This window comes from Thioclava sp. ISO4 (genome assembly GCF_058105145.1).
In genome coordinates, this window is record NZ_CM176571.1 from 2,678,529 (window position 1) to 2,701,668 (window position 23,140).

Annotated in this window: 18 protein-coding genes; 7 read left to right on the top strand and 11 right to left on the bottom strand. The window is 66.2% G+C overall.

What is annotated here, in order from left to right; genetic code table 11:
- Positions 1–31 precede the first annotated feature (31 nt).
- The 5 genes from AC2TZ7_RS13170 to AC2TZ7_RS13190 are packed head-to-tail and all read right to left on the bottom strand — an operon-like array spanning position 32 to position 6,383.
- A complete protein-coding gene (locus AC2TZ7_RS13170) occupies positions 32–2,455 on the bottom strand; it encodes an AAA family ATPase (RefSeq protein ID WP_489864577.1) in 2,424 nt (807 codons plus the stop codon).
- A complete protein-coding gene (locus tag AC2TZ7_RS13175; protein ID WP_489864578.1) occupies positions 2,452–3,399 on the bottom strand; it encodes a glycosyltransferase family 2 protein in 948 nt (315 codons plus the stop codon). Before AC2TZ7_RS13175 ends, AC2TZ7_RS13170 begins: the two co-directional genes overlap by 4 nt.
- Complete coding sequence (locus tag AC2TZ7_RS13180; protein WP_489864579.1) at positions 3,396–4,400, bottom strand: glycosyltransferase family 2 protein; 1,005 nt, start codon at positions 4,398–4,400, stop codon at positions 3,396–3,398. Before AC2TZ7_RS13180 ends, AC2TZ7_RS13175 begins: the two co-directional genes overlap by 4 nt.
- 15 nt (positions 4,401–4,415) lie before the next feature.
- The gene (locus AC2TZ7_RS13185) at positions 4,416–5,555 is read right to left on the bottom strand and encodes a glycosyltransferase family protein (RefSeq protein ID WP_489864580.1); all 1,140 of its coding nucleotides are present in this window, start codon (positions 5,553–5,555) and stop codon (positions 4,416–4,418) included.
- Between the two features lie 18 nt (positions 5,556–5,573).
- A complete protein-coding gene (locus AC2TZ7_RS13190; protein ID WP_489864581.1) occupies positions 5,574–6,383 on the bottom strand; it encodes a family 16 glycosylhydrolase in 810 nt (269 codons plus the stop codon).
- 216 nt (positions 6,384–6,599) lie between these two features.
- Between AC2TZ7_RS13190 and AC2TZ7_RS13195 the strand changes: the two genes are divergently transcribed.
- A complete protein-coding gene (locus tag AC2TZ7_RS13195) occupies positions 6,600–7,745 on the top strand; it encodes a glycosyltransferase family 2 protein (protein WP_489864582.1) in 1,146 nt (381 codons plus the stop codon).
- A 182-nt stretch (positions 7,746–7,927) separates the two neighbouring features.
- Positions 7,928–8,824: a hypothetical protein gene (locus tag AC2TZ7_RS13200; RefSeq protein WP_489864583.1), complete on the top strand. Its 897-nt coding sequence runs from the start codon at positions 7,928–7,930 to the stop codon at positions 8,822–8,824.
- A 3-nt stretch (positions 8,825–8,827) separates the two neighbouring features.
- Here the strand turns inward: AC2TZ7_RS13200 and AC2TZ7_RS13205 are convergent, their stop codons facing one another.
- Positions 8,828–9,748, bottom strand: coding sequence for an aldo/keto reductase (locus tag AC2TZ7_RS13205; RefSeq protein ID WP_489864584.1), 921 nt, complete (start codon positions 9,746–9,748; stop codon positions 8,828–8,830).
- 118 nt (positions 9,749–9,866) lie between these two features.
- Between AC2TZ7_RS13205 and AC2TZ7_RS13210 the strand changes: the two genes are divergently transcribed.
- Together AC2TZ7_RS13210 and AC2TZ7_RS13215 are read left to right on the top strand one after the other, a co-directional pair.
- Positions 9,867–11,510: a GMC oxidoreductase gene (locus AC2TZ7_RS13210; protein ID WP_489864585.1), complete on the top strand. Its 1,644-nt coding sequence runs from the start codon at positions 9,867–9,869 to the stop codon at positions 11,508–11,510.
- Positions 11,511–11,526: 16 nt separating this feature from the next.
- The gene (locus tag AC2TZ7_RS13215) at positions 11,527–12,510 is read left to right on the top strand and encodes a glycosyltransferase family 2 protein (RefSeq protein WP_489864586.1); all 984 of its coding nucleotides are present in this window, start codon (positions 11,527–11,529) and stop codon (positions 12,508–12,510) included.
- Positions 12,511–12,562: 52 nt separating this feature from the next.
- Here the strand turns inward: AC2TZ7_RS13215 and AC2TZ7_RS13220 are convergent, their stop codons facing one another.
- From AC2TZ7_RS13220 to AC2TZ7_RS13230, 3 genes are all read right to left on the bottom strand, one after another.
- Positions 12,563–13,747, bottom strand: coding sequence for a polysaccharide biosynthesis/export family protein (locus AC2TZ7_RS13220; RefSeq protein WP_489864587.1), 1,185 nt, complete (start codon positions 13,745–13,747; stop codon positions 12,563–12,565).
- 13 nt (positions 13,748–13,760) lie between these two features.
- Entirely contained in the window at positions 13,761–14,468 is a 708-nt protein-coding gene (locus AC2TZ7_RS13225; RefSeq protein WP_489864588.1) for a sugar transferase, read from the bottom strand.
- A 300-nt stretch (positions 14,469–14,768) separates the two neighbouring features.
- Positions 14,769–15,899: a glycosyltransferase family 2 protein gene (locus AC2TZ7_RS13230; protein WP_489864589.1), complete on the bottom strand. Its 1,131-nt coding sequence runs from the start codon at positions 15,897–15,899 to the stop codon at positions 14,769–14,771.
- Between the two features lie 130 nt (positions 15,900–16,029).
- Between AC2TZ7_RS13230 and AC2TZ7_RS13235 the strand changes: the two genes are divergently transcribed.
- Positions 16,030–17,493, top strand: coding sequence for a lipopolysaccharide biosynthesis protein (locus AC2TZ7_RS13235; RefSeq protein ID WP_489864590.1), 1,464 nt, complete (start codon positions 16,030–16,032; stop codon positions 17,491–17,493).
- Between the two features lie 6 nt (positions 17,494–17,499).
- Here the strand turns inward: AC2TZ7_RS13235 and AC2TZ7_RS13240 are convergent, their stop codons facing one another.
- Complete coding sequence (locus AC2TZ7_RS13240; protein ID WP_489864591.1) at positions 17,500–18,657, bottom strand: glycosyltransferase family 4 protein; 1,158 nt, start codon at positions 18,655–18,657, stop codon at positions 17,500–17,502.
- Between the two features lie 363 nt (positions 18,658–19,020).
- Here AC2TZ7_RS13240 and AC2TZ7_RS13245 point away from each other — a divergent pair, with 363 nt between their 5' ends.
- Together AC2TZ7_RS13245 and AC2TZ7_RS13250 are read left to right on the top strand one after the other, a co-directional pair.
- Positions 19,021–20,283 (top strand): O-antigen ligase family protein, encoded by a 1,263-nt coding sequence (locus AC2TZ7_RS13245; RefSeq protein WP_489864592.1) that lies wholly within the window; start codon positions 19,021–19,023, stop codon positions 20,281–20,283.
- The gene (locus AC2TZ7_RS13250; RefSeq protein WP_489864593.1) at positions 20,280–21,452 is read left to right on the top strand and encodes a glycosyltransferase family protein; all 1,173 of its coding nucleotides are present in this window, start codon (positions 20,280–20,282) and stop codon (positions 21,450–21,452) included. Before AC2TZ7_RS13245 ends, AC2TZ7_RS13250 begins: the two co-directional genes overlap by 4 nt.
- Positions 21,453–21,471: 19 nt before the next feature.
- Here the strand turns inward: AC2TZ7_RS13250 and AC2TZ7_RS13255 are convergent, their stop codons facing one another.
- A complete protein-coding gene (locus AC2TZ7_RS13255; RefSeq protein WP_489864594.1) occupies positions 21,472–23,130 on the bottom strand; it encodes a GMC oxidoreductase in 1,659 nt (552 codons plus the stop codon).
- Between the last annotated feature and the right edge of the window lie 10 nt (positions 23,131–23,140).

Here is a 23,140-nt window from a genome sequence, read left to right on the forward strand (position 1 = left end):
CTCCGATCGCCCCGGCGCGGCCTGCATCCGGTCAGGACCGCCCGTAATAGGCTTCATAATCATTCGCATGGGCCTCGGTGTCGCTGTCGTCGACATAGGCTTTCAGCTGCGTCAAATCGACCTTGTTGAGCACGATCCCCAGTAGTTTCGCGCGGATCAGCGGGTCGGAGTCGATCAGATGTTCCAGCAGACCGCGGCTGATGCGGCCGAATTCCGAGACGATCACGAGCTGGTCGAGGTCTTTCAGGATCGAGCGCACATCGATCACCGGCGCCATCGGCGCGAGGTCGAGAATGACGTAATCATACTGATCCTTGAGCGCTTCGAGCATCTGGTGGAACGCGGCGCTGCCCATGATCTCGCTCGAATGCGGGAAATCCTTTGGCACGAGGCCGGGGATCAGATCGACCTGCGTATCGCCGATCCGCAGCAGCACGTCTTCCCAGGTGCAGCGGCCCGTCAGGATATCCAGCAAACCTTTCTCGGATTTCAGCCCAAGATGGCGGCTCAACCCGCTCAGATGCGGGTCGGCATCGACCAGCACCACCGAATTGCCCGTCGAGGCGATCACCGCGGCGAGATTGAGCGAAGTGATCGACTTCCCCTCGCCCGGCTTGGCCGAGGTCAGCCCCAACAGACAGCTGTCGTCGCGCGGCGCAGACAGACGGCTCGCCAGCCGGACATTGCGCAGCGTCTCTGTATATTTTGAGCGCATGTTGCTGAGCGAGTAGATCGTGGCCTCGGGGGCGTAGATCACCTTCGCGGCTTTCGTGTTGCTCTTGCCCTGCTGCGGCGGTTTGGTTTCGCGTTCGAGCCGCGCGGTCAGCGTGCGCACCGAAAACCGCGGCTTCTCGAACAGCTTCTCGATCCGCGGCAGGTAGCCGAGGAAATGCACGCCGAGATGTTCGGTCACATGCTCCGCCGTGCGCACGAAGCGATCGCTCCATTCGCGGGTCGCCGCGATCACCAGCCCGGTCAGAAGCCCCAGCACGATGCAGAGCATCAGGATCGTCTTGGTGCTGGGCCCCGAGGCATAAAGCGGCACTTCGGAGAGGTTGAGAATACGCACATTCGAGACCGGGAAGCTCTTTTGCTGATCGATCTCCTGAAACTTGCTCAGGAAGCTCTGATAGAGCGCCGAGAGCGTATCGGCGCGCTGCTCCAGCGCCCGCAGGCGGACCAGCGCGGGCCCGTTCTTGGCATCGTCGCCCACCGCCTTGTCGAGGCTCGATTGCAGCGCGTCGACCTTGGCGGAGGCCAGCGTCAGATCGCTGCGCGCCTGCCCCAGAAGCCGGCGCAGCGAGGCGAACAGAAGATCGCCGGTATTGTCGACACGCTTCTGACTGGCGGCAATCTGTGCGGCGTCGTCGCCATAGACCAGCTTGGCGCGGGTGAGGTTCGTCAGCGCCCCCATCATCGCAGTGCGCAGCTTGGTGAAATCGGGATCGTCGCTGGCAGGCAGGCCCACCAGCACGTCATCGACCACCAGCCCGTCGCGCCCGCCCTCGACGATCTTCTTCAGCGACGAGACCTGCGCCGCCGCGCGCGCCTGTTCGGCAATCGCCTCGGACAGATCGACATTGAGCGAACTGACCGCATCTTGCGAGATCGTGCTGTCGCGGGCCGAGACCAGCCCGTTGCGGGCGCGGAATTGCTCCGCCGCCTGACCGGCCGCGCGGGCGTCCTCTTCGAGCTGCGAGAGCCGCGCGCTCATCCATTCGGTCATCCGCTCGGTCGCGGCGTAATTGGCGTTCAGCACGTCCGAGACATAGACATCTGCGAACGCGTTGACGATTTCGGCGGCGACCTTCGGATCGGTCCAGCGGTAATTGATCGCGAAGGCCGAACTGCGCCCCACCCGATACACCACGATCGAGCGGCGCAGCGCGTCGATGGCGGCCTCGCGGTTCTGGGCCTCGACCGTCTTGGTCGGAGCGGGTGGCGCGGACTGCCCGTCCGCAGCGGTCGCGTCCGTATCCTGCATCCCCGGATCGAACAGATCGCGCAGCTTGCGGATCGGCGTCGCCACCGTGTCGATCGCGCCCCGGATCATCGTCCGCGTCAGCGGCTGCGGCGGGCTCATGAAGGCCGGATCGTTCTGCAGGTCGAGCCGGTCGACCACGCGCGAGATCACAGCATCCGAAGTGATGACCAGCCGCGCGCTTTCCATCGCACCGTCGGTGGTGCTCATGTCGCTGGTGGTGGAGACCTGCCGGATCGTGCGGTCGATATTGGCGTCGAGCAGCACCTGCGAGGAGGCATCGAAATAGCGCGGCGTCGTCGCGAGGTAGAACATCCCCAGACAGAGCCAGCCCGCCACCGAGAACGCGATCGAGCGCCGCCTGCGCCGCAGCGCGGCCAGCACCCGCGACAGGTTGATCGTTGCGGTTGGCGCGGAGATCGGGTCGCGCAACGGGTCCATGCCCGACTGGTATCGAAAACCTTCTCGCGTCATTCCGCCCTCCGGACTGCAGGAGCCGCCCCGCCATAATGTTCGGGGCGCTTGCCCCCAAGGCAACCGGCAACGACCCCGACATGCAGGCTCAGGCGCAGGATTGCCTTATTGCGCGCCGTTTCGGAGAAAATTCCGGCAAGCATGAGACCGAGGCAGGCTGCGCTCTTGGCCCCGGCCAGCCCCGCCTGTGCAAGCCGTCCCGACAGCGGGCGTCCGGCCGCGATCACCTCGCCATGGGTCAGCCCCATCCGGTAGCGCCGCCGCATCAGCCAGCGCATCGTCGCGCGCGCCTCGGGCACGATCTCATGCGCGACCGCATCGGGCGCGAAGGCGATCTCGCCGCCGCGCGCCTGATAGGCTGCGAAAAACGCCGTATCCTCGCCGCCGCTGCGCCCAAGCGCTTCATCGAAGCTCAAGCCGTCGAACGCAGGCGCGCGCAGATGGATCAGCATGTTGCAGGTGTAGCCGGTATGCGCATGCCCGCGCGCATCGACATCCGGCGTCGTGTCATGGATCGCCGAGCGGCGCATCCAGCCCGGCGCAGTCTCCAGATGCTTGGCGCGGACCGGGCCCACCACGGCGGAGGTCGCGGCCTCGTGCATCCGCCGCTCCATCCGCATCAGCCAGTCGGGCTCAACCCATTCGTCATCGTCGAGAAAGGCCAGCAGATCGGCGCATTGCGCCCGCGCCGCCTGCAAAATCGCGTTGCGCGCGACCGAGATATTGCGGGCCGGGGCGTGCAGATAGATCAGAGGATGCGGAAACCATTCGCCGATCGCATCGATAACCGGCCGCGCGGAGGGCGTGTCGTCATTATCCGCAACGATCACCTGAATCGTCAGATCGGGGCAGGAGGCGAGTGCCGCAAGCGAGGCCAGCGTGTCGCGCAGCTGAGCGCGGCGATAGGTGCAAACGCCGATGATGACGGTCCGGGGTGCCTTCATGCCTTGCCCTCCTTCGCAGTCCAGCGCTGCGCCTTGGCGCCCGCCGTCAGGCTTTGCGCCCAGACCCCTGCCGACCATGCCGCCTGCATCAGCCCGGCCAAGGGCCCGGCCAGAAATCCGGTCAGGCTGCGCGTCTCGCGGGCGAGCATCACGCCGACCGCGACACAGGCCAGCGCCCAGAGCAGCAGCGGCAGCGCGAAGACCCAATGCAGCGGCGACAGCACCGCCAGCGCCAGCCCGGGCAGCAGCGCCGCGACGATCATCTGCCGCTTCGCGGGCCGCATCCGGTGCTTGGCTAGGTTGCGCGCCCGGCCGCGCCCGAAGAGGTAATATTGCCGCATCAAGGCGCGCAGGTTCTGGCGCGGAAGGTAATCGATCCCGGTGCGCGCGCTCAGCCAGATCCGGTAGCCCGCCATCCGCAGCCGGTGATCGAGCTCCGCATCTTCGTTATGGGTGAAGCCCGGATCGTAGCCGCCCACCGCGCGGAACGCATCGCAGCGCATCAGCGCGTGATGACCGTGATCGACCCAAGCGCCCTCGCTCCGGTTGCGATGGGCCGAGCTGCCATTGCCGAAACGCGAATTCTGCGCCACCGCGATCGCTTTTTGCAGCAGCCCCTGCCCGACCGCGTTCATCGTGACCGTGACCGAGGCCGCCCCCGTCGCCTCGGCCTCCGCAATCAGCGTCTCGCAATAATCCCGCGGGTAGATCGAATGGGCGTCGATGCGGATCAGATAGTCGCACCCCGCCCCGAACGCCTCCACGGCGAGATTGATCGCAGCGCTTTGATATTTCAGCGGATTGTCGATCAGGCGCAGCCAGCCGGCCTGCGCCATCCGCTGCGTGACGATGCCCTGCGTGCCATCGTGCGAGCCGCCATCGACCACCACGACCAGCGCCTCGCCTGTCTTCGCGAAAGGGGTCAGCTGATCGAGCACCGCCCCGATATGGGCCGCCTCGTTCAGCGTGGGCACAATCACCAGAACTTTCGGATCGCTCATCGTCTTTCCTTTCGCTCAGGCCGCATGGGACTGGATCGGCGCGCGCAACGCCGCCAGCATCGCCGCCCCATCCGCCGCGCTCGCCAGCCAGCTTGCGCGCTCACGGGCCGCGAGCGCGGAGCGCAGCGCCTCGAGTTCCTTGGGGCCGATCGGGGCAAGCGCATCCTCGACCGCGCTGATCTCGGGCGCGCTGACCTGAACGCCGATCCCCTCCCGCGCCATCCGCCGCCCGATCTGGGTATGCGCCAGCCCGATCGGCGGCGCGCCGAACAGCCCGCCCTCGTAAAGGCGATTGGGCAGCAGCCAATCCGAATTTCCGCCCGGATCGAAGCGATCGAGCAGCCAAGCCAGATCGCAGGCGCCGTAAATCTCGGGCAGATCGTCGGGCCATGCGTAGCTGCCGCGAAACTCCAGCGCGTCATTGGCCTCGATCACCGCATGGAAATCGGGGATCACGTCGAGCGAGGGCCGCCCGCTGATCACCACCCGGTAGCGCCCCGGATTGCGCCGCGTCAGCCCGTCGAGCGTCTCCAGCGACCAGCGACAGCGCAGGATGCCGAACCAACCGATGGTGATCTGGCCCTGCGTGACCGGCGCAAGCCGCGCGCCCTGCGGGATCAGGCTCTCGGGAAGGAACGGCTTGTTCTCGACCAGATGCACCGGCACCGTATTGTGTTGATAAGGTTCGAGATATTGGCTCTCGAAGGCCTCAGAGGAGGTCACGATCAGATCGGTCTCGGCCAAGAGTCCCCGCTCGATCCGCCGCAACGCCCGCGACGCGGTGCCTTGACCCAGCATGATCCGGTGAATGTCGAGCAACTCGTAGACCAGTGCGGGCTTATCCGCGAAGGCCGCTCGGGCATGCCGCCCCAGCGCCAGCATTTCCAGATTGCGCGCGAGGATCACATCCACCCCGTCCGAGACCAGCGCCCGCACCCGCCTGCGGATCTGCGGATAGGCGCGCGCCACGCTCAGCGCCCGCGCCGCAAGTTTGCCATCCTGCGTCCAACCGAGGATTTCGGCGGGCCGCTGCGGCGCACCGGGCAGCCGCTTGAACCCCGCGATCACCACCTCGGCCCCTGCCGCTTCCAACATCTGCACCCGCCGCCAGATCGCGGCATCGTCCAGATCATGCGCCAGATAGAGAAGTTTCATCGCCCCACCTATCCCTCGTCACTTCAGATCGCACAGGATCGAGCCGTCGAAACTGCAGCCCGTGCCCAGCGGCGTGTAGCGGAAGCGTTTGACCACCATCTCGACCGGCTTGTCGGGCGTCTCATACCGCCCCATCCAGCGGTCGAGCGTCTCCGTCGCCCAGAGGCTGAAATAGACCTTCATCCGATGCGTCGGGATGTGATCGGTGGCCTCGCGCACCAGTTTTCCATCGACGAACCAGCGCAGCCGGTCGGGCTCCCAAATGATCGCGTAATCGTGGAACCCGTCCTGCGCGGGCGCCGTGATGTCGATGCCGCGCCCGCCCTCGTCTCCCTCGTCGCCAGAGACGTAACGATTGGTCCAGACGTAATCCGGCTGCTTGGTCAGGATCTCGAAATCGATCTCGTCATGGGGCTGATCGTGGACCGGCCCGGTATAGGTGAAGAAAGCGGCATTGAACCCCGCCCCCGCGCCGCTGCGGACGCGCGCCTCGAACGTGCCGTAGCTGAACCAGCCCTGCGTCTGGATCTCGCCGCAGAGATTGGGCATCGACCCGTTCGCGAGCGGCAGAAATTTCAGCGTGGCCCCGCCCTCCGGCGCAAGCCCGATGGCGCGCCGCGACCAGGTGCAGTTCTGATGATCACCATTGCTCCAGCCGTCTGAGATATACCAGCGCGCTGGCGCGACGCGGGCGAAGGTTTCCTCGAAGGGCGTGGTCACGAGGCCCTTTCTGTCCGCGTCCTCGGCCGAGGCGGCGCGTGTCGCCCCCATGGCCACAGCCAGCGCGCACCCGGCCACGAGGCCGCGCCTGATCATCCCACGAAACATGCAGATCCCCTTCATCAGCATCTGCTTCAAACGTGGCCCTCGGCCCCCCTCCAGCTAAGCACCTTCGGGCCCGCGCATCGCTTTTTCGCATGATTTTCACCATCCGCCCAAAAATAGAGCACCGAAAGGGGGCAATGCGCGAATGGCGATGCATTTTGCAGGCGCAGCATTCGACCTCACTTGGCGCGGCCCGACTCCGTTCCTAATGTCCAATCCATGACTGCTCCGTTGATCTCGATCGTGATGGCGAACTACCGGGGTGCGGCCTATCTGGATCGCGCCATCGCCTCCGTATTGGCACAGGATCATACGCATCTCGAACTGCTGCTGATCGACGATGCCTCGGGCGATGGCTCGGCCGAGATCGCCCGCGACTGGGCCGCCCGCGACGCGCGGCTGCGCTTTCACGAAATGCCGCGCAACGGAGGGGCGGCTGCGGCGCGCAATCAGGCGCTGGACATGGCGCGGGGCGAATGGGTCGCGATCGTCGACAGCGACGATCTGATCCATCCGCAGCGCCTCTCGCGACTGCTGGCGGCGGCGGCCCGGCTCGATGCGCAGATGGTCGCGGATGACATGGTGTTCTTTTCCCAGACGCCGAATGCCGCCGGGCGCACGCTGTTGCAGCCCTTGCAGCTGACCTGCCCGCGCGAGGTCACCGCACGCGACATGCTGGCCTCCGACGATCCGGCCAAGCCCTTGCCGCCACTGGGCTATCTCAAACCGCTTATCGCGCGGAAAACCATAGGAAATCTGCGCTACGACACCAGCCTCTCGATCTCCGAGGATCTGGATTTCTACCTGCGCCTGCTGATCGGCGGCGCGCGTCTCATGGCGCTGCCGGACCCGATGTATCTCTATCGCAGGCATTCGGCCTCGCTGTCTTACCGGCTGTCCTGCAAGGCGCTCGAAGCGATGCTGGTTGCGCAGGCGCGGCTGAGCCAGCGCTGCCCGCCGTCGCTCTCGGAAGCGCTCGAGACCCGCAGGCGGGCGTTGGAGCATATGCTGCGCTATCAGCGGCTGGTCGATGACCTGAAAGCGCATCGCTGGGGCCCGGCGACGATACGTCTGGCGCGGGCTCCGGGGCTGTTCGGCAATCTCGTGGAAAGCCTGCAGGCTCGGCGTCGCGCAAAGGCTCCGCAGGCCACGCCGCGAGATGCGCGGGACCTGAGCCTTGGCGTGACCGGAAAAGGCGCGCAACTGGTGGTGCCCGAACCGCCCCCCGCAGGCGCGTGCTGGCCCGCGCCTCCCGCCGATCCGGCCGCCGAGATATCGGCGCTGATGGCGCGTCACAAGCTGCACGTCGACCCGCAGGATGCTGCAGGTGCATGGTTCGGCTGGATCGCCTCCGGTCAGGACTGAGCCAGCCGTTCTGCACCTGCATTCTACGCAATTTCCACAAAATCGCCGCGTGGTTGGGCAGTTACCGCGCAAAACCGCGCCCGACCGGCCCTCCGGGGCGTTGCCGCTTGCAGGAATCGCCACCGCCCTCCCACGCTTTCCCAATACGAAACGGCGCAGCGACAGGAACGGGGAGACGCGGGATGCTGAAGGAACCGGTTGGCTTCATTACCATGGCCTTCGGCGCGCAGCGCTATCTCGATCAGGCCGATGCGCTGGCGCGGTCCCTCAGACGCCACATGCCGGGTCATCCGATCTGCCTCGTGACCGATCAGGTGCGCATGACCGACCTCTACGACACCCAGATCGGGATCGAGCGGCTCGATATGCCCGGCACGCTGCTCAAGACGATGCTCTACGATTACTCGCCCTATGCCGAGACCCTGTTCATCGATAGCGACTGCATCGCGGTGCGCCCGTTCCACGACCATATCTCGGCGATGCAGGACTGGGATTTCACGCCGGTCTGCGACACCTATCTCAAGCGCGGCGATCAGGATCTGTGGCTGGAAGATGTGGGGGCAGCCCTCGATAAGCTCGGCGGCGAGGTCTTTCCGAAATACAATGGCGGGGTCTATTTCTTCCGCAAGAGCCCCCATGCGGCAGAGGTCTTCTCGCGCGCGCGGCTGCTGCTGGAACGCCAGCGGGAACTGGGCATTCTCGATTTCGACAAGGCCGGTCCGGGCGAGGAGACGCTGATCGGGCTGGCACTGGTCGAGATGGGCGCGACCGATCTCTACAATGACGCGGCGGGGCTGATGCGCACGCCGCTGAACTCCACCGGCGAGATCGAGATCGACCCGATCCGTGGCCGGGCGCATTTCGTGAAGGAGGGCCGCGACGTCTCGCCCGCGATCGTCCATTTCTGCGGCGATTACGCGGCCCATCCGACCTACACGATCGCGCGCCGGATGCTGGAACGCGGCGCGCCGCTCAAGCCCCTGGAAGGCAAGGCGATCCATGCGGGCTGGAAGTTCGACAAGCTGCGGGCGCGGGTGCGCGGCAAGCTGCAGTCGATGGGACGGCCCGCCTTGTCCTGACCCTCAGGAGGAGGCCTGCGCCCAGCCCATCAGCTGCGCGCCTGCAAGGGCCGCCTCTGAAGGGATCTCGGTCGCCTGCGCCATCCGCGCGATCCGCGCCGGGTTGGTTGAGGAAAACAGCACCGCGCGCATCCCTTCGATCCCCGCTGCATGCGCCATCAGCCGTGCGCCCAGATCGGGCGCATCCGGGTCGATGCCAAGCGCGACGGCCTTCTCCCGCGCAGGGCCCGGCTGCGAAAGCCGCGCCTCGAGCGCCCCGACCCCGCGCCCGATGAGCGAATGGACGACCATCTGCGCGCCCGTCGGGCAGGCGAAATCACCGACCGGATTTTCCCAGCCTTGGGCGGGCATCTGATAAGTGCTGTAAGGCAAACCCGCCCCCTGCCCGGCAATCGCGCGGCTTGTCTCGAATTGCGTCGCGGTGCCGAGCTCGCGCACCTTCCCCGCCGTGACCAGCTCTTGCAAAACCTCCAGCACGGCAGAGTCATTGGCGACCTCAGACATGCATTCGTGCAAAGTCAGAAGATCGAGCCGGTCGGTCCGCAGCGCGCGCAGGCTCGCCTCGACGCTGGCGCGGATCTGCTCCGGGCCGAACCGCCCGAAACGCGGGCTGCGCGGTGCAGGCGGCGGCACGATCCGCGCGCCCCCGGGCACCCGTCCCGCCAGATGGGCGAGCTTGCCGTGAACGCGGAAGCCAAGTGTGATCCGCGACGGTGCGATACCCACCTTGCTCGACAAGAAGACCTGATCTCGCCGTCCCGCGATCGCCTCGCCCACGATCGCTTCCGCCGCGCCATGCCCGTAAAGCGGCGCGGTGTCGATCCAGGTGATCCCGGCCTCCAGCGCCGCCCGCAGCAGCGCGACCGCATCCTCGCGTCCTTTTCCTGCGTAAAGATGCGCTGTTCCGAAGCCGATCCTGCCCACCGATTACCTCGTTTGCGAAAACCCCCGGGCCTTTGCGCGCGATTGCTTGCGCGGAGGCCCGTCTGTTTCGAGACTTGCGAATGTGGGGAAGAAAACCAAGCAAAACGGGGGGCTCGGGATGCTTGATGCTGCAATTGCAAAAACAAACCTCGAAACTGTCGAACGACGCGGCGCTTTTGATGCGATTATAGTCGGCGCCGGGGCGGCGGGCGGTCTGGCGGCGGCGCTGCTCTGCGAAGCCGGGATGAAGGTTCTGGTGCTCGATGCGGGCTATCGTCCGTCGCTGGCGGAAGCGCCGATGCGCACGCTGGTCTCGGCGGCGATGCGGCGGATCGCGACCCCGCGCATGGCACGGTTGCTGCCCTACCGGGTGATGAAACGCGGCGAGGGGTTCCTGCGTGATCTGGGCCGCAGGCGGCAGCCGGTGCAGACGCAATGCTACGCCTGGCCCACCGCGCCCGATCTGTTCGTCGACGATCTGGACAACCCTTACGAGACCGCGCCCGATGCGCCCTTCAACTGGATCCGGGTGCGCGCGCTTGGCGGGCGGATGGTCGTGCCGGTGCATGGGCGGCAATACCTGCGCCACGGGCCCGCCGATTTCGCCCCGAGCGACGGGGCCTCGCCCAACTGGCCCTTCGCGCCCGATGCGCTGACGCCGTGGTATGAGATGGTCGAGCGGCGTTTGGGGCTCTCGGGCGGGCGCGAAAACACGCCTTTCGTGCCCGACAGCTTTCTGGCCGAGGAACGCCAGCCCGACGCGGCGGAGGCCGATGTGATGGCGCTTCTCGACGAGGCCTATCCCGGCGTGACGACGATGCTCGGGCGTTACGCGCCGCCGATGCCCGCGCTGGATCAGGCGGCGGCGACCGGCAACCTGTGGTGTCGCAGCGGCGCGGTGGTCAGCCATGTCAAGGTGGATGCCTCGGGCCGCGCCCGTTCGGTCAGTTTCTACGACCGCGACAGCCGCTCGCAGCAGACGATCAGCGCGCCGCATATCCTGCTCGCCGCCTCGACGGTGGAGAGCACGCGCATCCTGCTGGCCTCGCAGACCGAGAGACCCGGCGGGATCGGCGCGGCCTCGGGCGCGCTCGGGCGCTATCTGATGGATCACGTCTCGATCAAGGCGGAGGGGATCGGCCATGCCATCGGCCCGGGCGCACCTGCCGATATGGAAGTCGGGCGCTGCCTTTACCTGCCGCATTTCGAGCGGCGCGATGCCCCGGACAGCCCCCTCGATCGCGGCTATGGCGTGCGCCTCTACCGGACGCCCGGACACGGCGATATCTCCTATTTCACCGCCGTGTCGGATTCCGAGATGCTGCCGCGCCGCGAGAACCGGATCACCCTGTCGGAGCGCAAGGACGCCTATGGCTTCGCGATCCCCCGTATCGAGGTCACCCATTCCCCCGAGGAACTGGCCCGCGCCGCCGAGCAACGTCGCGCGGTTCTGGAACTCGCGGAAATCCTCGGCGTGCGTCTGACGAGCATATCGACGGGGCCGAGCGTACCCGGCGCTGCGATCCACGAATGCGGCTCCGCGCGGATGGGCACGGCACCGGAGAATTCCGTGCTCGACCCGTTCAACGAATGCTGGGATGCGCGGGGCCTGCATGTGATCGACGGCGCGGCCTTCCCCTCCGAGGGCAACCAGAACCCGACCCTGACGATCATGGCCCTGACCGCGCGGGCCTGCGCCCGGATCGCGGGCAACTCGTCGCCCGAGGCGGATATGCCTGCCGCCGAAACCGTCACCGCCTGAGCCCAAGGAGAGAGCGTTGAGCGCCGAAATTTGCGTCATCATCCCCGCCTATAACGCCGAGGCCACGATCGCGGACGCGGTGCGCTCGGCGCTCGCGCAGCCCGAAGTGGCCGAGCTTCGCGTGATCGACGACGCCTCCACCGACGCCACGGCGCAGACCGCGCAGGAGGCGGCAGCAGGCGATCCGCGCCTGACGGTGATCTCGCAAAGCCACAACATCGGCCCGGCGGCGGCGCGCAATATCGCCATTGCCGAGAGCACCGCGCCTTATCTGAGCGTCCTCGACGCCGACGACTACCTGATGCCGGGGCGTTTCGGGCGGCTCGATCTTACCTCGAAGGCCGATATCGTCGCCGACAATATCGTCTTCGTGCCCGAGGCGCGGCCCGATCTGCTGAGGCCAGAGGAGCTGCCCGCAGCGCCCAATCAGCCGCCGCGTGCCCTCGATCTGGCCGATTTCATTCGCGGCAACCTCTCGCTGCCCGGTCAGCCGCGCGGCGAGTTGGGCTTTTTGAAACCGGTTATCTCGCGCGCGTTCCTCGACCGGCACGGGCTGCGCTACAACGCGGCGCTGCGGCTCGGCGAGGATTGCGATCTGTATTTGCGGATGTTCCTCGATGGCGCGCGGTTCCGGCTGCAGCGCGATATCGGCTACGTCGCGCGGGTGCGCCGCGACAGTCTCAGCGGGCGCCACAGGGCCGAAGATCTGGGAAACCTGCTGAGCGCCGCCGAGCAACTGGCCCCGATGGTCGCACGCGATCCGAAAGCCGCGCCGCTGTTCCGCGCCTATCTGACGGAGATCCGGGCGCGCTATCTGCTGCGCGATTTCCTCGACGTGAAACGGCGTGCCGGGCTGGCGGCGGCGCTGCGTCATTCGGCGCGGCCCTTGTCGAACCTCGGTCCTGTGCTCGGCGGGGTCGCGCGCGACAAGCTGGCGGCCCTGCGCAAGAGGGAGGCGCCGCCCCTGCCCGATCAGCGCTATCTCCTGCCGCTGGAATAGGGAAAAGGCGGCCCGTGATGAGCCGCCTTTCGCGTTGGAATATCTTCGGTTTCTAGCCTTTGACCTGCGCCGGAAGCAGTTGGAACTCCACGATATCGCCGGGCATCAAGGGCGCATCCATCGCCAGCACCTCGGCGTCGCTTGCGCCCTTGCGATGGACCCGCACCTGAAGCGCATCCTCGGGCCGCTCGATCGCGGTCAGAAGCCCGACGATCCGCTCCTGCAAGACGCGCTTGCCGCGGATTTCGTCCAGATCGGCCTCGACCTGTCGCAAGGTTTCCAGCCGCGCCGCGGCCGCCCCTTCGACCGCATCCAGCCGGTCCGCTTCAGCGGACGCGATGTCCTGACGCGCCTGCAGGATTGCGCTGCGCACGTCGAGCGCCTGCGTCTCGACCGTCGCCGCGACCCGCTGCGCATCCAGAAGCCGCGCATTGGCGGCAAGCCCCCGGTCGGCCAGCGTATTCATCGCATCGGTCTGCTTCTGCGCCAGAGCCTGCTGCTCCTCGAGCGAGGCGGATTTCTTTTCGAGCGCCGCGATCTCGGAGTTCAGAAGCTCCAGCCGCCCGTCGATCAGGGTGATCCGACGCTTCGTCTCTTCGCGGTCGAGCTCGAAAATCTTGCGCTCGCGGTCGCGCAGCACCTCGCCGCTCGCATCGTTCTGCAGTGGCGGGAAGTCGATCGTCTCGGCCCCGTCGACCTCGGCGATCAGCCGGGCGCGACGTGCGCCGAGCGTATCTTCCTTCTGCCGCAGATCGCTGAGCAGCGTTTCCGCCTCCAGCCGCGCCCGCAGCGGATCGGTGTCGCTGAGGCCCGCCATCGGGATGCCGCCCGCCTGCGCCAAGGCCTCGCGCGCGGTCATCCCCTCGCGGAAATCGACCTTGCCGCCGGTGCGCACCAGCCCCGACACATAGACCGGCGGGCGCTGCGCAATCGCGACAGAGACGCCCGGCATATCGGTGATGCCGAGCTGCTGGATCAGCCGATTGGCGATCTCTTCCGACAGATCGGACGGGGTCGTGGTCTCGGCCTTCATCGGACCGAGAAAGGGCATCGTGAGAATACCTTGCTCGTCGACCGTATACTCGGTCGGCCAGCTATCCCATTCGCGCATCACCGCGCTGATCGGATCCCACGCCATCACGCGGATCGACAGCGCGTCGCCCGCGACGATGGTCTCGGAAAAGCCGGCGCTGGCGGGCAGAACCATGCCCAGTATCAGCGCCAGCCGGAGTTTCATGGAGCGCACCACCTCAGCGCGCACCTTTCGCAAAGAGCACCGCCGGGATCGTCATGAACAGCACCCAGATATCGAGCATCGGGCGCCAGTTGCTCACATAGAAGCGATCCAGCCGCACACGCTCGCGATAGGTCACATCGGATCGCCCGCTGACCTGCCACATTCCGGTCACGCCGGGGCGGCTTTGCAGGTAGTGAAACCGCGACTGGCCGTAGTTTTCCAGCTCGTCTTCGACCACCGGGCGCGGGCCGACGATGCTCATTTCGCCGGTCAGCACATTCATGATCTGCGGCAGCTCGTCGAGACTGAGCTTGCGCAGCACAGCGCCGATCGAGGTCACCCGCGGATCGTCGTCGAGCTTGCGCTGTTCTTGCCAGATCGCGCGCTGATCCGGGTTCAGCATGAGGTGACGTTCGAGCACCTCATCGCCATTGGTCACCATCGAACGGAACTTCCAGCAGCGGAATTCCCGCCCGCCGAAGCCGATCCGGCGATGGCCGTAGAACAGCGGTCCGCCGTCGGACAGCTTAATCATCAGGCAAAGCCCGAGGAACAGCGGCGCGAAAAACGGCGCAATCGCCAGGACGATAAGAAGGTCGAGAGCACGTTTCACGCGCCCGCCCACCGGGATCTCATAGCTACGCGGCGCTTTAGGTAGAGGCACCGACGGATTGATGACGACAGCATTGGCATCGAAGTTTCGTATCGAACTGAAGGACATTTCCCCACTCCATGTTTCAGTTTTCCCCCCTTAATGCCCGCCCTTCCTGTCTTGCCTCATGATCGCGTCTCGTTCTGAGATGTTCTTTACATTGGGTTAATGATGTTGACCGGACGATCACATTGGCCAACGTTTTTTTGATGAATGGAGGTTTTCTGCAGTCGCAAAATGCAGCTGCGGCGATGCAGGCGCAGAAAATAGGAGCTTGCCTTAGTTTTGACGCAATATTCAGCGGTCGAATAACGGATTTGACGGGGTCATCGGCGTCAAGTCCCGCGTATACTGGCTGAACGCTTCAGTTCAGCTGCGGAGAAAGAAGGACGCGATTCGCCACATTTGGGGCAAATTCCGCTCTCGCAGGGCACGGCGCAATTGCCAGACCATCGAGCGTTTGAGGATCGCGCGCATCCGTTTTCCGGTGGGACCGAGCCGCCCGAGCGAGCGCAGCTGCGCCTGCAGCGCCGGGTCCTCGATCAGTTCGGGCGCGCCCAGCGTCGAGAGCGTAAGACGTTGCAGCCGCGCGGTTTCCTCGGATGAGAGCGGCGCATCGCCCAGCTTGGCCGCAGCGTGCAGATGGGCCATCGCCTCGGGCCACATCCGCTGTCGGGCAAAGACCGTGGCTTTCGCGATCTCGATCAGCCGGGGCCGCTCCGCGTCGGGGATCTGCGCCCAGAGCGTCGGCCCGAACAGCTCGCGATCGGCCATACTGTCAAATATCTCGGTGAAAATGCGGCGATTGAACGCAGCCCAGCGTTCGGCATTCTGTTGCGCGGCGAATTCCTTGCCTGCCTCGCCCCGTGCGCCCTCATGTTCGCGGTGGTGAAACACGATCTGGTCCAGTTGCACCCCTGGAAGACGCCGCGACAGACGCAGGATCATCTCGTAATCCTGCGAGCGCATCAGGTCCTCGCGAAAGCCCCCCACCGCCTCGTAAGCGGCACGGCGCACCATCAGACCGGGCTGGAAGATATGGCAGCCTTCCAACAGATGCGGGAAAATTTCGTCGGGGGCGGAGTCGCGCATGTAACCGGCCGGGCGCAGCATATGCTCGCCCGTCTCGGGATCGCGCTCGAAATCGCAATGCCGCCCCGCGCAGAACATCGCGAGCGGGTCCGCTTCGAGCGCGCCGGCCAACGCCGCGCAGGCATGGGGCAGCAGAATATCGTCGTCATCGACGATCCAGATCAGATCGCCCGTGACCATTTTCAGCGCCCGATTGAGCGCCTTCGCCTTGCCGGAATTCTCCTGATGATGCACCCGCAGCATTTCGCCGTAACCGGCCAGAACCTGCTGTGTGTCATCACTCGACCCGTCATCGATCACGAGGATCTCGTCGGGCTTACGGTCTTGGGACAAAAGGCTTTCGATCGTCTCGCCGATCAGCGCGGCGCGGTTGAAGGTGGGGATGATGACACTGACCCTGGATCTCACCGCACCGTTCCGATCATCGAAAAAACCTAGACAATTCTGCACCTGCATAGTCAACATTGTCAAAGGCAATATCCCGCCCCGGATCGCGATGACCCGGGCCGCCGGTCATCTTGCCCCGAGAGGTATGCGCATGGGTCTGGCCCGAAGCTCTGCACGCGGAGCCGCGATCAACATGGTCGCGATCGTCATTCGAATGGGTCTGAACATTCTCGTCGTCACGCCGATCGTGGCGCGCATCCTCGGCCCCGAAAGTTTCGGCCTCGCGGCGATGGCGATGACGCTGTTCGGGTTTCTGCTGCTGTTCGGCGATGTCGGCCTCTCGGCAGCGCTGGTGCGCACGCGCGATCCCTCGAAGATGCTGTGGTCCACGGCGTTCTGGGCGACCGCGCTGCTCGGCACCGGGTTTCTTCTGATCGCCATTGGCACGGCCGGTCCGCTGAGCGCCTTTTATAACGAGCCCGCCGTCGCCCCCCTCGCCCGTGCCATCGGCATCGCGATGCTGTTTCAGGTGATGCTGTCGATCCCGGTCGCCTGGCTGCAACGCGAACATCGGCTGCACCATGTCGCCATCGCCGATATCCTCTCGGTCGCGGTGGCGGCGGTCGTGACCATCGGCGCGGCGCTTTTGGGCGCGGGCGTCTGGGCGCTGATCCTGCAGCAGATCGTGCTGGCGGTGACAAAATTCTTGACCATCCTCGTCTTCGCGAAACTGCCGCTGTCGCCGCGTTTCCACTGGGCAGAGATCGCGCCGCTGATGGGCTTCTCGACGCGGCTGACGATTTCCAGCCTCGTGTCCTATTTCAACACCCAGACCGACACGATCCTCGTCGGCAAATTCCTCGGCACCGACGCGGTCGGCCTCTACAGCCGCGCCTATCAGCTGATGCAGCTGCCCGTGCAGGTGATCGCGCGCGGCATGGCCTTTGCCGCCTACCCGGCGATGGCGCGGGTGACGCATGACCGGGAATGGCTCTCGGCGCTTTACCTGAAGCTGATCACCGCGGTGGGCTTCATGGTCTTTCCGATGACCTTCGGCCTCGCGGTCGCGGCCGAGCCGCTGATCCTCGTGCTGCTCGGTCCGAAATGGATCGAGATCGCCCCCACCTTCGCGGTGCTCACCTTCACCGGCATGACCCAGAGCTTCGTGGTGAACGGGACCGATCTGCTGATGGCCGACAACCGCACCGACCGCATCCTGCGTTGGGCGATCATCCGGCTGGTGGTGCTGGTGCCCGCTTTCGCATTGGGGGTCTATCTCGGCTCGGTGCTCTGGCTCGCGCTCTTCTTCAGCGTGGCGAGCATCGTGCTGCTGGTCCCCTTCCAGATGGAGATCAACCGCCGCGCAGGCCTTGGCCATCGCCAGATGCTCGCGCGCCTGCTGCCGAGCTTCATCACCGCTTTGGGCATGGCCGCGGGCGTCTATGTGCTGAAACTGTGGTTCGACGGTCTGGGTTTGCCCGCGCTGTTCACGCTGCCGGTATTGGTGCTGGCGGGAGGCGCGCTTTATCTCGGGCTGCTGCGGCTCGGCGCGCCCGTTTTCCTGCGCGACATCCTCGGCATGGCGGATCATTTCCGCAAAAGCCGCACAAGCTGACCGCGTTCAGCCAGCCGCGGCCCGCTCATACAGCCCATCCCAATAGGCCGCCGCATCCTCGGGATCGAACAGCGCCCGCGCCTGCGCATGGGCGGCGCGGCGCATCGCACGGTAGGCTTCGGGATCGGCGAACATCTCTTCGAGCCGCGCGATCCCCTCCTGCGCCATCCGCTCGGTCTCGGCCACGAACATCGCCTCGCATTCGACAGTGCCGCGCTGCGACCATTCGGGCCGCCATTCGTCATCGCCCGGCGTACGCGGACGCCCGACCAGCGCCCCCGAGACGCCATCCTCGATGAATTCGGGAAGCGCGCGCTGATCGGTCGCCAGAACCGGCGTGCCGTGGATCATCGCCTCCACCGCCGAGAAGCCGAACGTGTCCGAGAAGGTCAGCAGCGCCGCCGCGTGACTATTGCGCAAAAGCTCGACCACCTGAGCGTTCGGCATCCGCGCGTGATGCGTGACATTGGGCAGGTTGAGCAGATCGAGATAGGGCTGAAACACCTCCTGCCGCTCCGGATCGCTCCAGATCGACCCGCCGCAGGTGAGGCTGGAAATCACGTTGAAATGGAACGGCAATCCGCGTTTCAGGGCCAGTTCCGCCATTCGCGCGACAGAACATCCCCCTTTGCGCGCGAAATGCCCGCCGACGAAGGTGATCTGGTAGGGCGGCTCCAGCGCGATCTCCTCATGCGCGTCCTTGCCCGGGTGCAGCGACGGGTAGCGACATTCCAGCTTGTCCAGAAGCCGTGCCTGATCGGTGGGCGACAGCCGGGATTTCGCGACCGTCTGCCGGAAGCTCTCGCAGGCGAATTGCGAGATCGCGACGATCGCGCGGCAGCGATCCGACAGCAAAATCCGATACAACATCGCCTCGTAGCCCGAGCCCTCGCGCCCGAAGACCCGCGGCAGGTCGGATTCGAAGCCGATCACGAAGGGTTTGCGCCCGAGCGGGATACGGTTGAAGGCGTGGATCAGGTCGCAACGATGCGCCGAGACCGGATCGAACAGCGTCACCCCGTCATATTCCGAACGTATCCGGTTGAACGGCACAAAAATCTTGCGCTCGATCCGGTGACGCGACTGGCGCGGCCCGCTGAAATCCCACGGATAGCCCACCGGCGCGAGCACCTTGAGCGGCCTCGATTCTGTCTTGATAGTCATGACGCCCCCATCGACTCGTCACGGCACATTGCGCGGCCTTTGACACCCCTCGCGGGCCGCAGGGTTCAAGCTAGGACCGCCCAAGCCCCGCCAGCAAAGAAAAACCGCCCGCTTTCTGCATCGCAGCACCCGCGCGCCTGTTTCTTACGCGCTGTTGTGCGGTTTCGGGCCGATGCGCGCATCAATCGGGCTTTCACGACTGCCCGCGAGATCATCACCTCGTCATGAAACCCGCCGATAGTTTCGCCACTCGGGGCAAGGGCCGCCCGGGAGCCGGCAAAGCTCTGGCCCGCCCTGCCGGGTCGCGCGAGGATCGGGGAAAGGGGTGCCGCTCGCGCCCGCTCAGAGGTGTTTCGACGCAAGATGATCTCCCGCCGCGACACGATCACGTTCTCGCCCGAGGCGCTCGCATTCGCGATCGGCCTGATCGCGCTGAACTGGATTCCGTTGATGGGATCCAAGGCGGCGCTGATCTATCTGGCGGCGATGGCGGCGCTGGTCTTCTGGCAGCCGCAGCGCATCCTCGACGAAGGCTACGCCACCGCCGCGATCTGGGTGATGATCGGCTGGTGCCTGCTGTCTTTCCTGTGGTCGAACTACCCCTCGCAGACGATCCGGCACGGGCTGCAACTGGCCCTGACGGCGAGCATGGCGGTCGCGGCGGGCTTGCGGCTCTCGACGACGACGGTGCTGCGGGTGCTGCTGGTGACGGGGCTGATCCTGGCGGTCTGCCAGTTCGGGATCGGCCGGATCAGCGGCTCGGGCGCGTGGCTCGGCCTCTACAATTCCAAGAACCAACTGGCGCAATTCGCGATGATCCCGATGCTCGTCGGTCTGGCGATCACGCTCGACCGGCGCGGGCGGCGCTACCTGCTGCCCGGCGTGGTGGCGCTGGTGGCTGGGACATTCCTGCTGATCGTGGCCGATTCCGTGGGCGCGATCCTCGCCGCGATGGGCGCCTGCACGGCGATGGTGGCGATCAAGTTCCTCAACCGGCTCGGGCCGTGGCAGAGGCTACTGGTCGCGGGCAGTTCGGTCCTGCTGATCGCGCTGATCGCGATCGCGGTTTCCGGCTTCTTCGACGAGCTTTCGCAGCTGATGGTCCGGCTGACCGGCAAGGATCTGACCCTGACGGGGCGCACCACGCTCTGGCAATCCGCCTTCGACGAGATCGCGAAACATCCGCTGCTGGGCGAAGGGTTTCGCGGCGTCTGGGTGGTCGGCAACCCGCTGGCCGAGCGGCTCTGGGCGGAGTTCGGGATCGCCGACAAGGTGGGCTTCCATTTCCACAACACCTTCATCTCGAACACGGTGGAGATCGGGCTGATCGGCGGCGCGATGCAGCTGGGCCTGTTCCTCTACACGCTTTATTTTCTGGTGCTCTGGGCGATCCGCTCGCCCAGCTTCGAGTCGCTGTTCTGGGCGGGCTACATGGTGCGCGAGGTGATCCTCGTGAACAGCGAGGTGATGTTCTTCGCCGAATTCGCCGCCGATACGGTGCTGATGTTCATGGCGATCGTGGTGGCGCGGCGCTACCAGCTGTCGCTGCGCGCGCCCGCGCCCCGTTCGGGAGTTGCTCGAACCATCACGGGCCCTGCCCGTTTCTCCGATCGATTTGCCCGATGAGCGCCCGTACTGTCGACATCACGCTGGTCATGGACCCGCGTTTCACCGGCGGCACGGCGCAGGCTTTCCGCACCGATGTGCTCGCCTGCCATGCGCGCGGCATGCGCGTCGGCATCGAGTTCTTCGAGGCCGGTGCCTTCTACCTGCCGACCGAAGTCCCCAATCCAACCCTGCTGGAGCTGGCCGATCTCGACGATGTGGTGCTGAGCCCCGATCGCAGCGCGATGACCTTCCTGCACAATCCGCAGATTTTCGGGCGGGCACAGCTGGGCCGCGCACCGCGCCCGCCGCGTCTGCCGAAAAGCGAGCGGATCTTCGTCGTCGCCCATCACCCGCCCTTCCTGGGCGATGGCGCGCTGGCCTATGACCCGCTCGGCACCGATCAGGCGATTGCGCGGCTGCTGCCCGAGCCGAAGACCGTCGAATGGCTGCCGGTCTCGGGACTGGTGCGGGCGCAGTTGCGCAGTTTCCAGCCCTTCCTCGCGCTCCATGCGCAGGATTGGCCCAACAGTTTCGACACCGGCCAATGGCAGCCCAAGCGCGAGAAACTCCAGCCGGGCCTGTGGACCATCGGGCGGCACGGGCGCGCGCATGAGGATAAATGGCCCGATGCGGCGGAGGATATCGCAGCCTCCCTGCCCGCGCGTCGCGATCTGCATCCGCGCGTGCTCGGCGCAGAGGTGGAGTTCTTCGCCAGCCGCGGGGTCGATGTGTCGGGCTGGGACATCCTGCCCTTCGGCACCGAGGATGTGGCGGGGTACCTCGACGGGCTCGACCTGTTTTCCTATTTCCACTCCGCGCGCTGGCGCGAAGCCTTCGGGCGCACCGTGGCCGAGGCGATGATGATGGGGCTGCGCTGCGTGCTCGATCCGGCGCTGCGCCCGACCTTCGGGCCGCACGCGCTTTATTGCCACCCGCGGGAGGTCGCGCAGGTGGTGGCCCGCATCCGCGAGGCTCCGAACGGGCACCGTCTGGCGGCGATGCAAGCAGGCGCGTGGTGCCGCGCGGAGTTCGACATAGCCCAGATCGGTGCGCGGCTGGATGCGCTGGCGGCGACGCCCGCGCGCCGGTTGAGCCGCGGCATGCGGACCGCCTCGCCGCTGGTCACGACGCGCAAACTGGTGGGGTTTCGGCGCCGCGCGGCGGCAAGGGAAGCCGCGCAGTCCTAGGCGCGACCGCCGCCCGCGTTCAGGCGATCTTCGCCGCGCGCAGCTCTTCCGGTTCTACCATGTCCGGCAAGCGCATATCCGGCCCGAACCCAGCGATCCGCCCGCAGACCCGCGCGGCCAGCGCCATGATCGTGAGCGTCGGGTTCTGGTTGCCTTCGGAGGGGAAAACCGAGCCGTCGATGACATAGAGCCCGCGCGTCTCCCAGACCCGGCCTTGCGGGTCGACGACGGAATTCTCGGGCGCCGTTCCCATCCGCGCCGTGCCACATTCATGGATCGAGGCGCCCGGAATCCCCGGCCCCTCGGAGAGCCGCGTGACATCGACCTCCAAGGCCGCCGCCAAGTCCCGCAAGGCCGCGATCTGGCGTTCGGCCATGCTGCGTTCCTCGGGGCTGTGCTCGATCGAGACATGCGGCACCGCGATCCCGAAAGCATCCTTTTGCGCACTCAGCGTGACCCGGTTCTCGCGACGCGGCAGCATCTCGGAGTCCGAGACGGCGGTGAAATGCGACTCCCCGGTGGTTTTCGGCACCCGGTAGATGCGCACGCCGAAGCCGCGCTCGGGCGTGTTCTGCGCGCCGTGGCGCTGCTCGAAATGCGGCAGATAAAGACAGCGCCAGACCTCGGGCACCGCCTGATCGCCCACCAGCCCCGCGCCATTGCCCTCGATCTGCACCGTCACATGATCCATCAGATTGCGCCCCAGCGCGTCCGAAGCCCGCCCCAGCGCGCCGGGTTGCCCGCCGCGCTCGGAGGCCAGCAAAATCCGCGTCGTCTCGATGGTGGAGGCCGCGAGCAGCACCTTGGGCGCAACGGCGCGCCGGATGCTCGCGCTTTCGCGGTCGTAAAAGCAGACCGCGCCGATCTCGCCATCGGCGCCGATTTCGACATGATCGACCACCGCGCCCTGCCGACAGCTCAGCCGCCCCGTGCCCGCGGCGATCTCCAGCGCAGGCAGCGGCGCGGCGTATTGGCCCAGCATCGGCTCGGCTCCGGGAAACGCCGCCCCGATCGTCGCGATCAACTGCGCCTCGGCCGGATCGGGGCTGCGGATCTCTGACAGCAGGCTCGGCGGGATCCAGCGCGAGCCTGTCGCGCCCCCCGACAGCCCCAGATGCCGCTCGACCATCTCGTACCACGGGTCGATCTCGTCGCTGCCGAACGGCCATGCGGGCGAGCGCCCGTCGCGCGGCGCGAAATCGTCCGGCCCGAGGCGCAGATATTGCCGCCCATGCGTCGGCACCACCATCCGCCCGCCAAGCGCATGCACGCGAAACCAGTGGAACGGCTTGTCGGGATCGGTGGCGTAGGGATTGTCGAGATCATCCACGAAGAGATCGGGCGCGGTCGGCCAAGCGTGGCATTGGGTCTGGATCGGCTGGCGCTGCCCGCCCGCCTTGCGCACCATCCGCTCGCCCCGACGCACGACGGCGCGCGGCAACATCCGGATCAGCCCGGGCCGCGCGACCTTGCGCAGCCCGAAGGATACCAGATTTTTCATCGGCGCCCGCATTGCCGGCGCGGCGAACCCGGCATCCAGCAACAGCACATCCAGCCCCGCCGCACATAACAGCGCCGCCGCCAATCCGCCTGCCGCCCCCGCGCCCACGATGATCGCATCATAGCGCGTCGGGTCCTCGCTCTGCGCGAGGTCGGTCTGGGCGAGTTGGACTGCCATGCGGGGGACC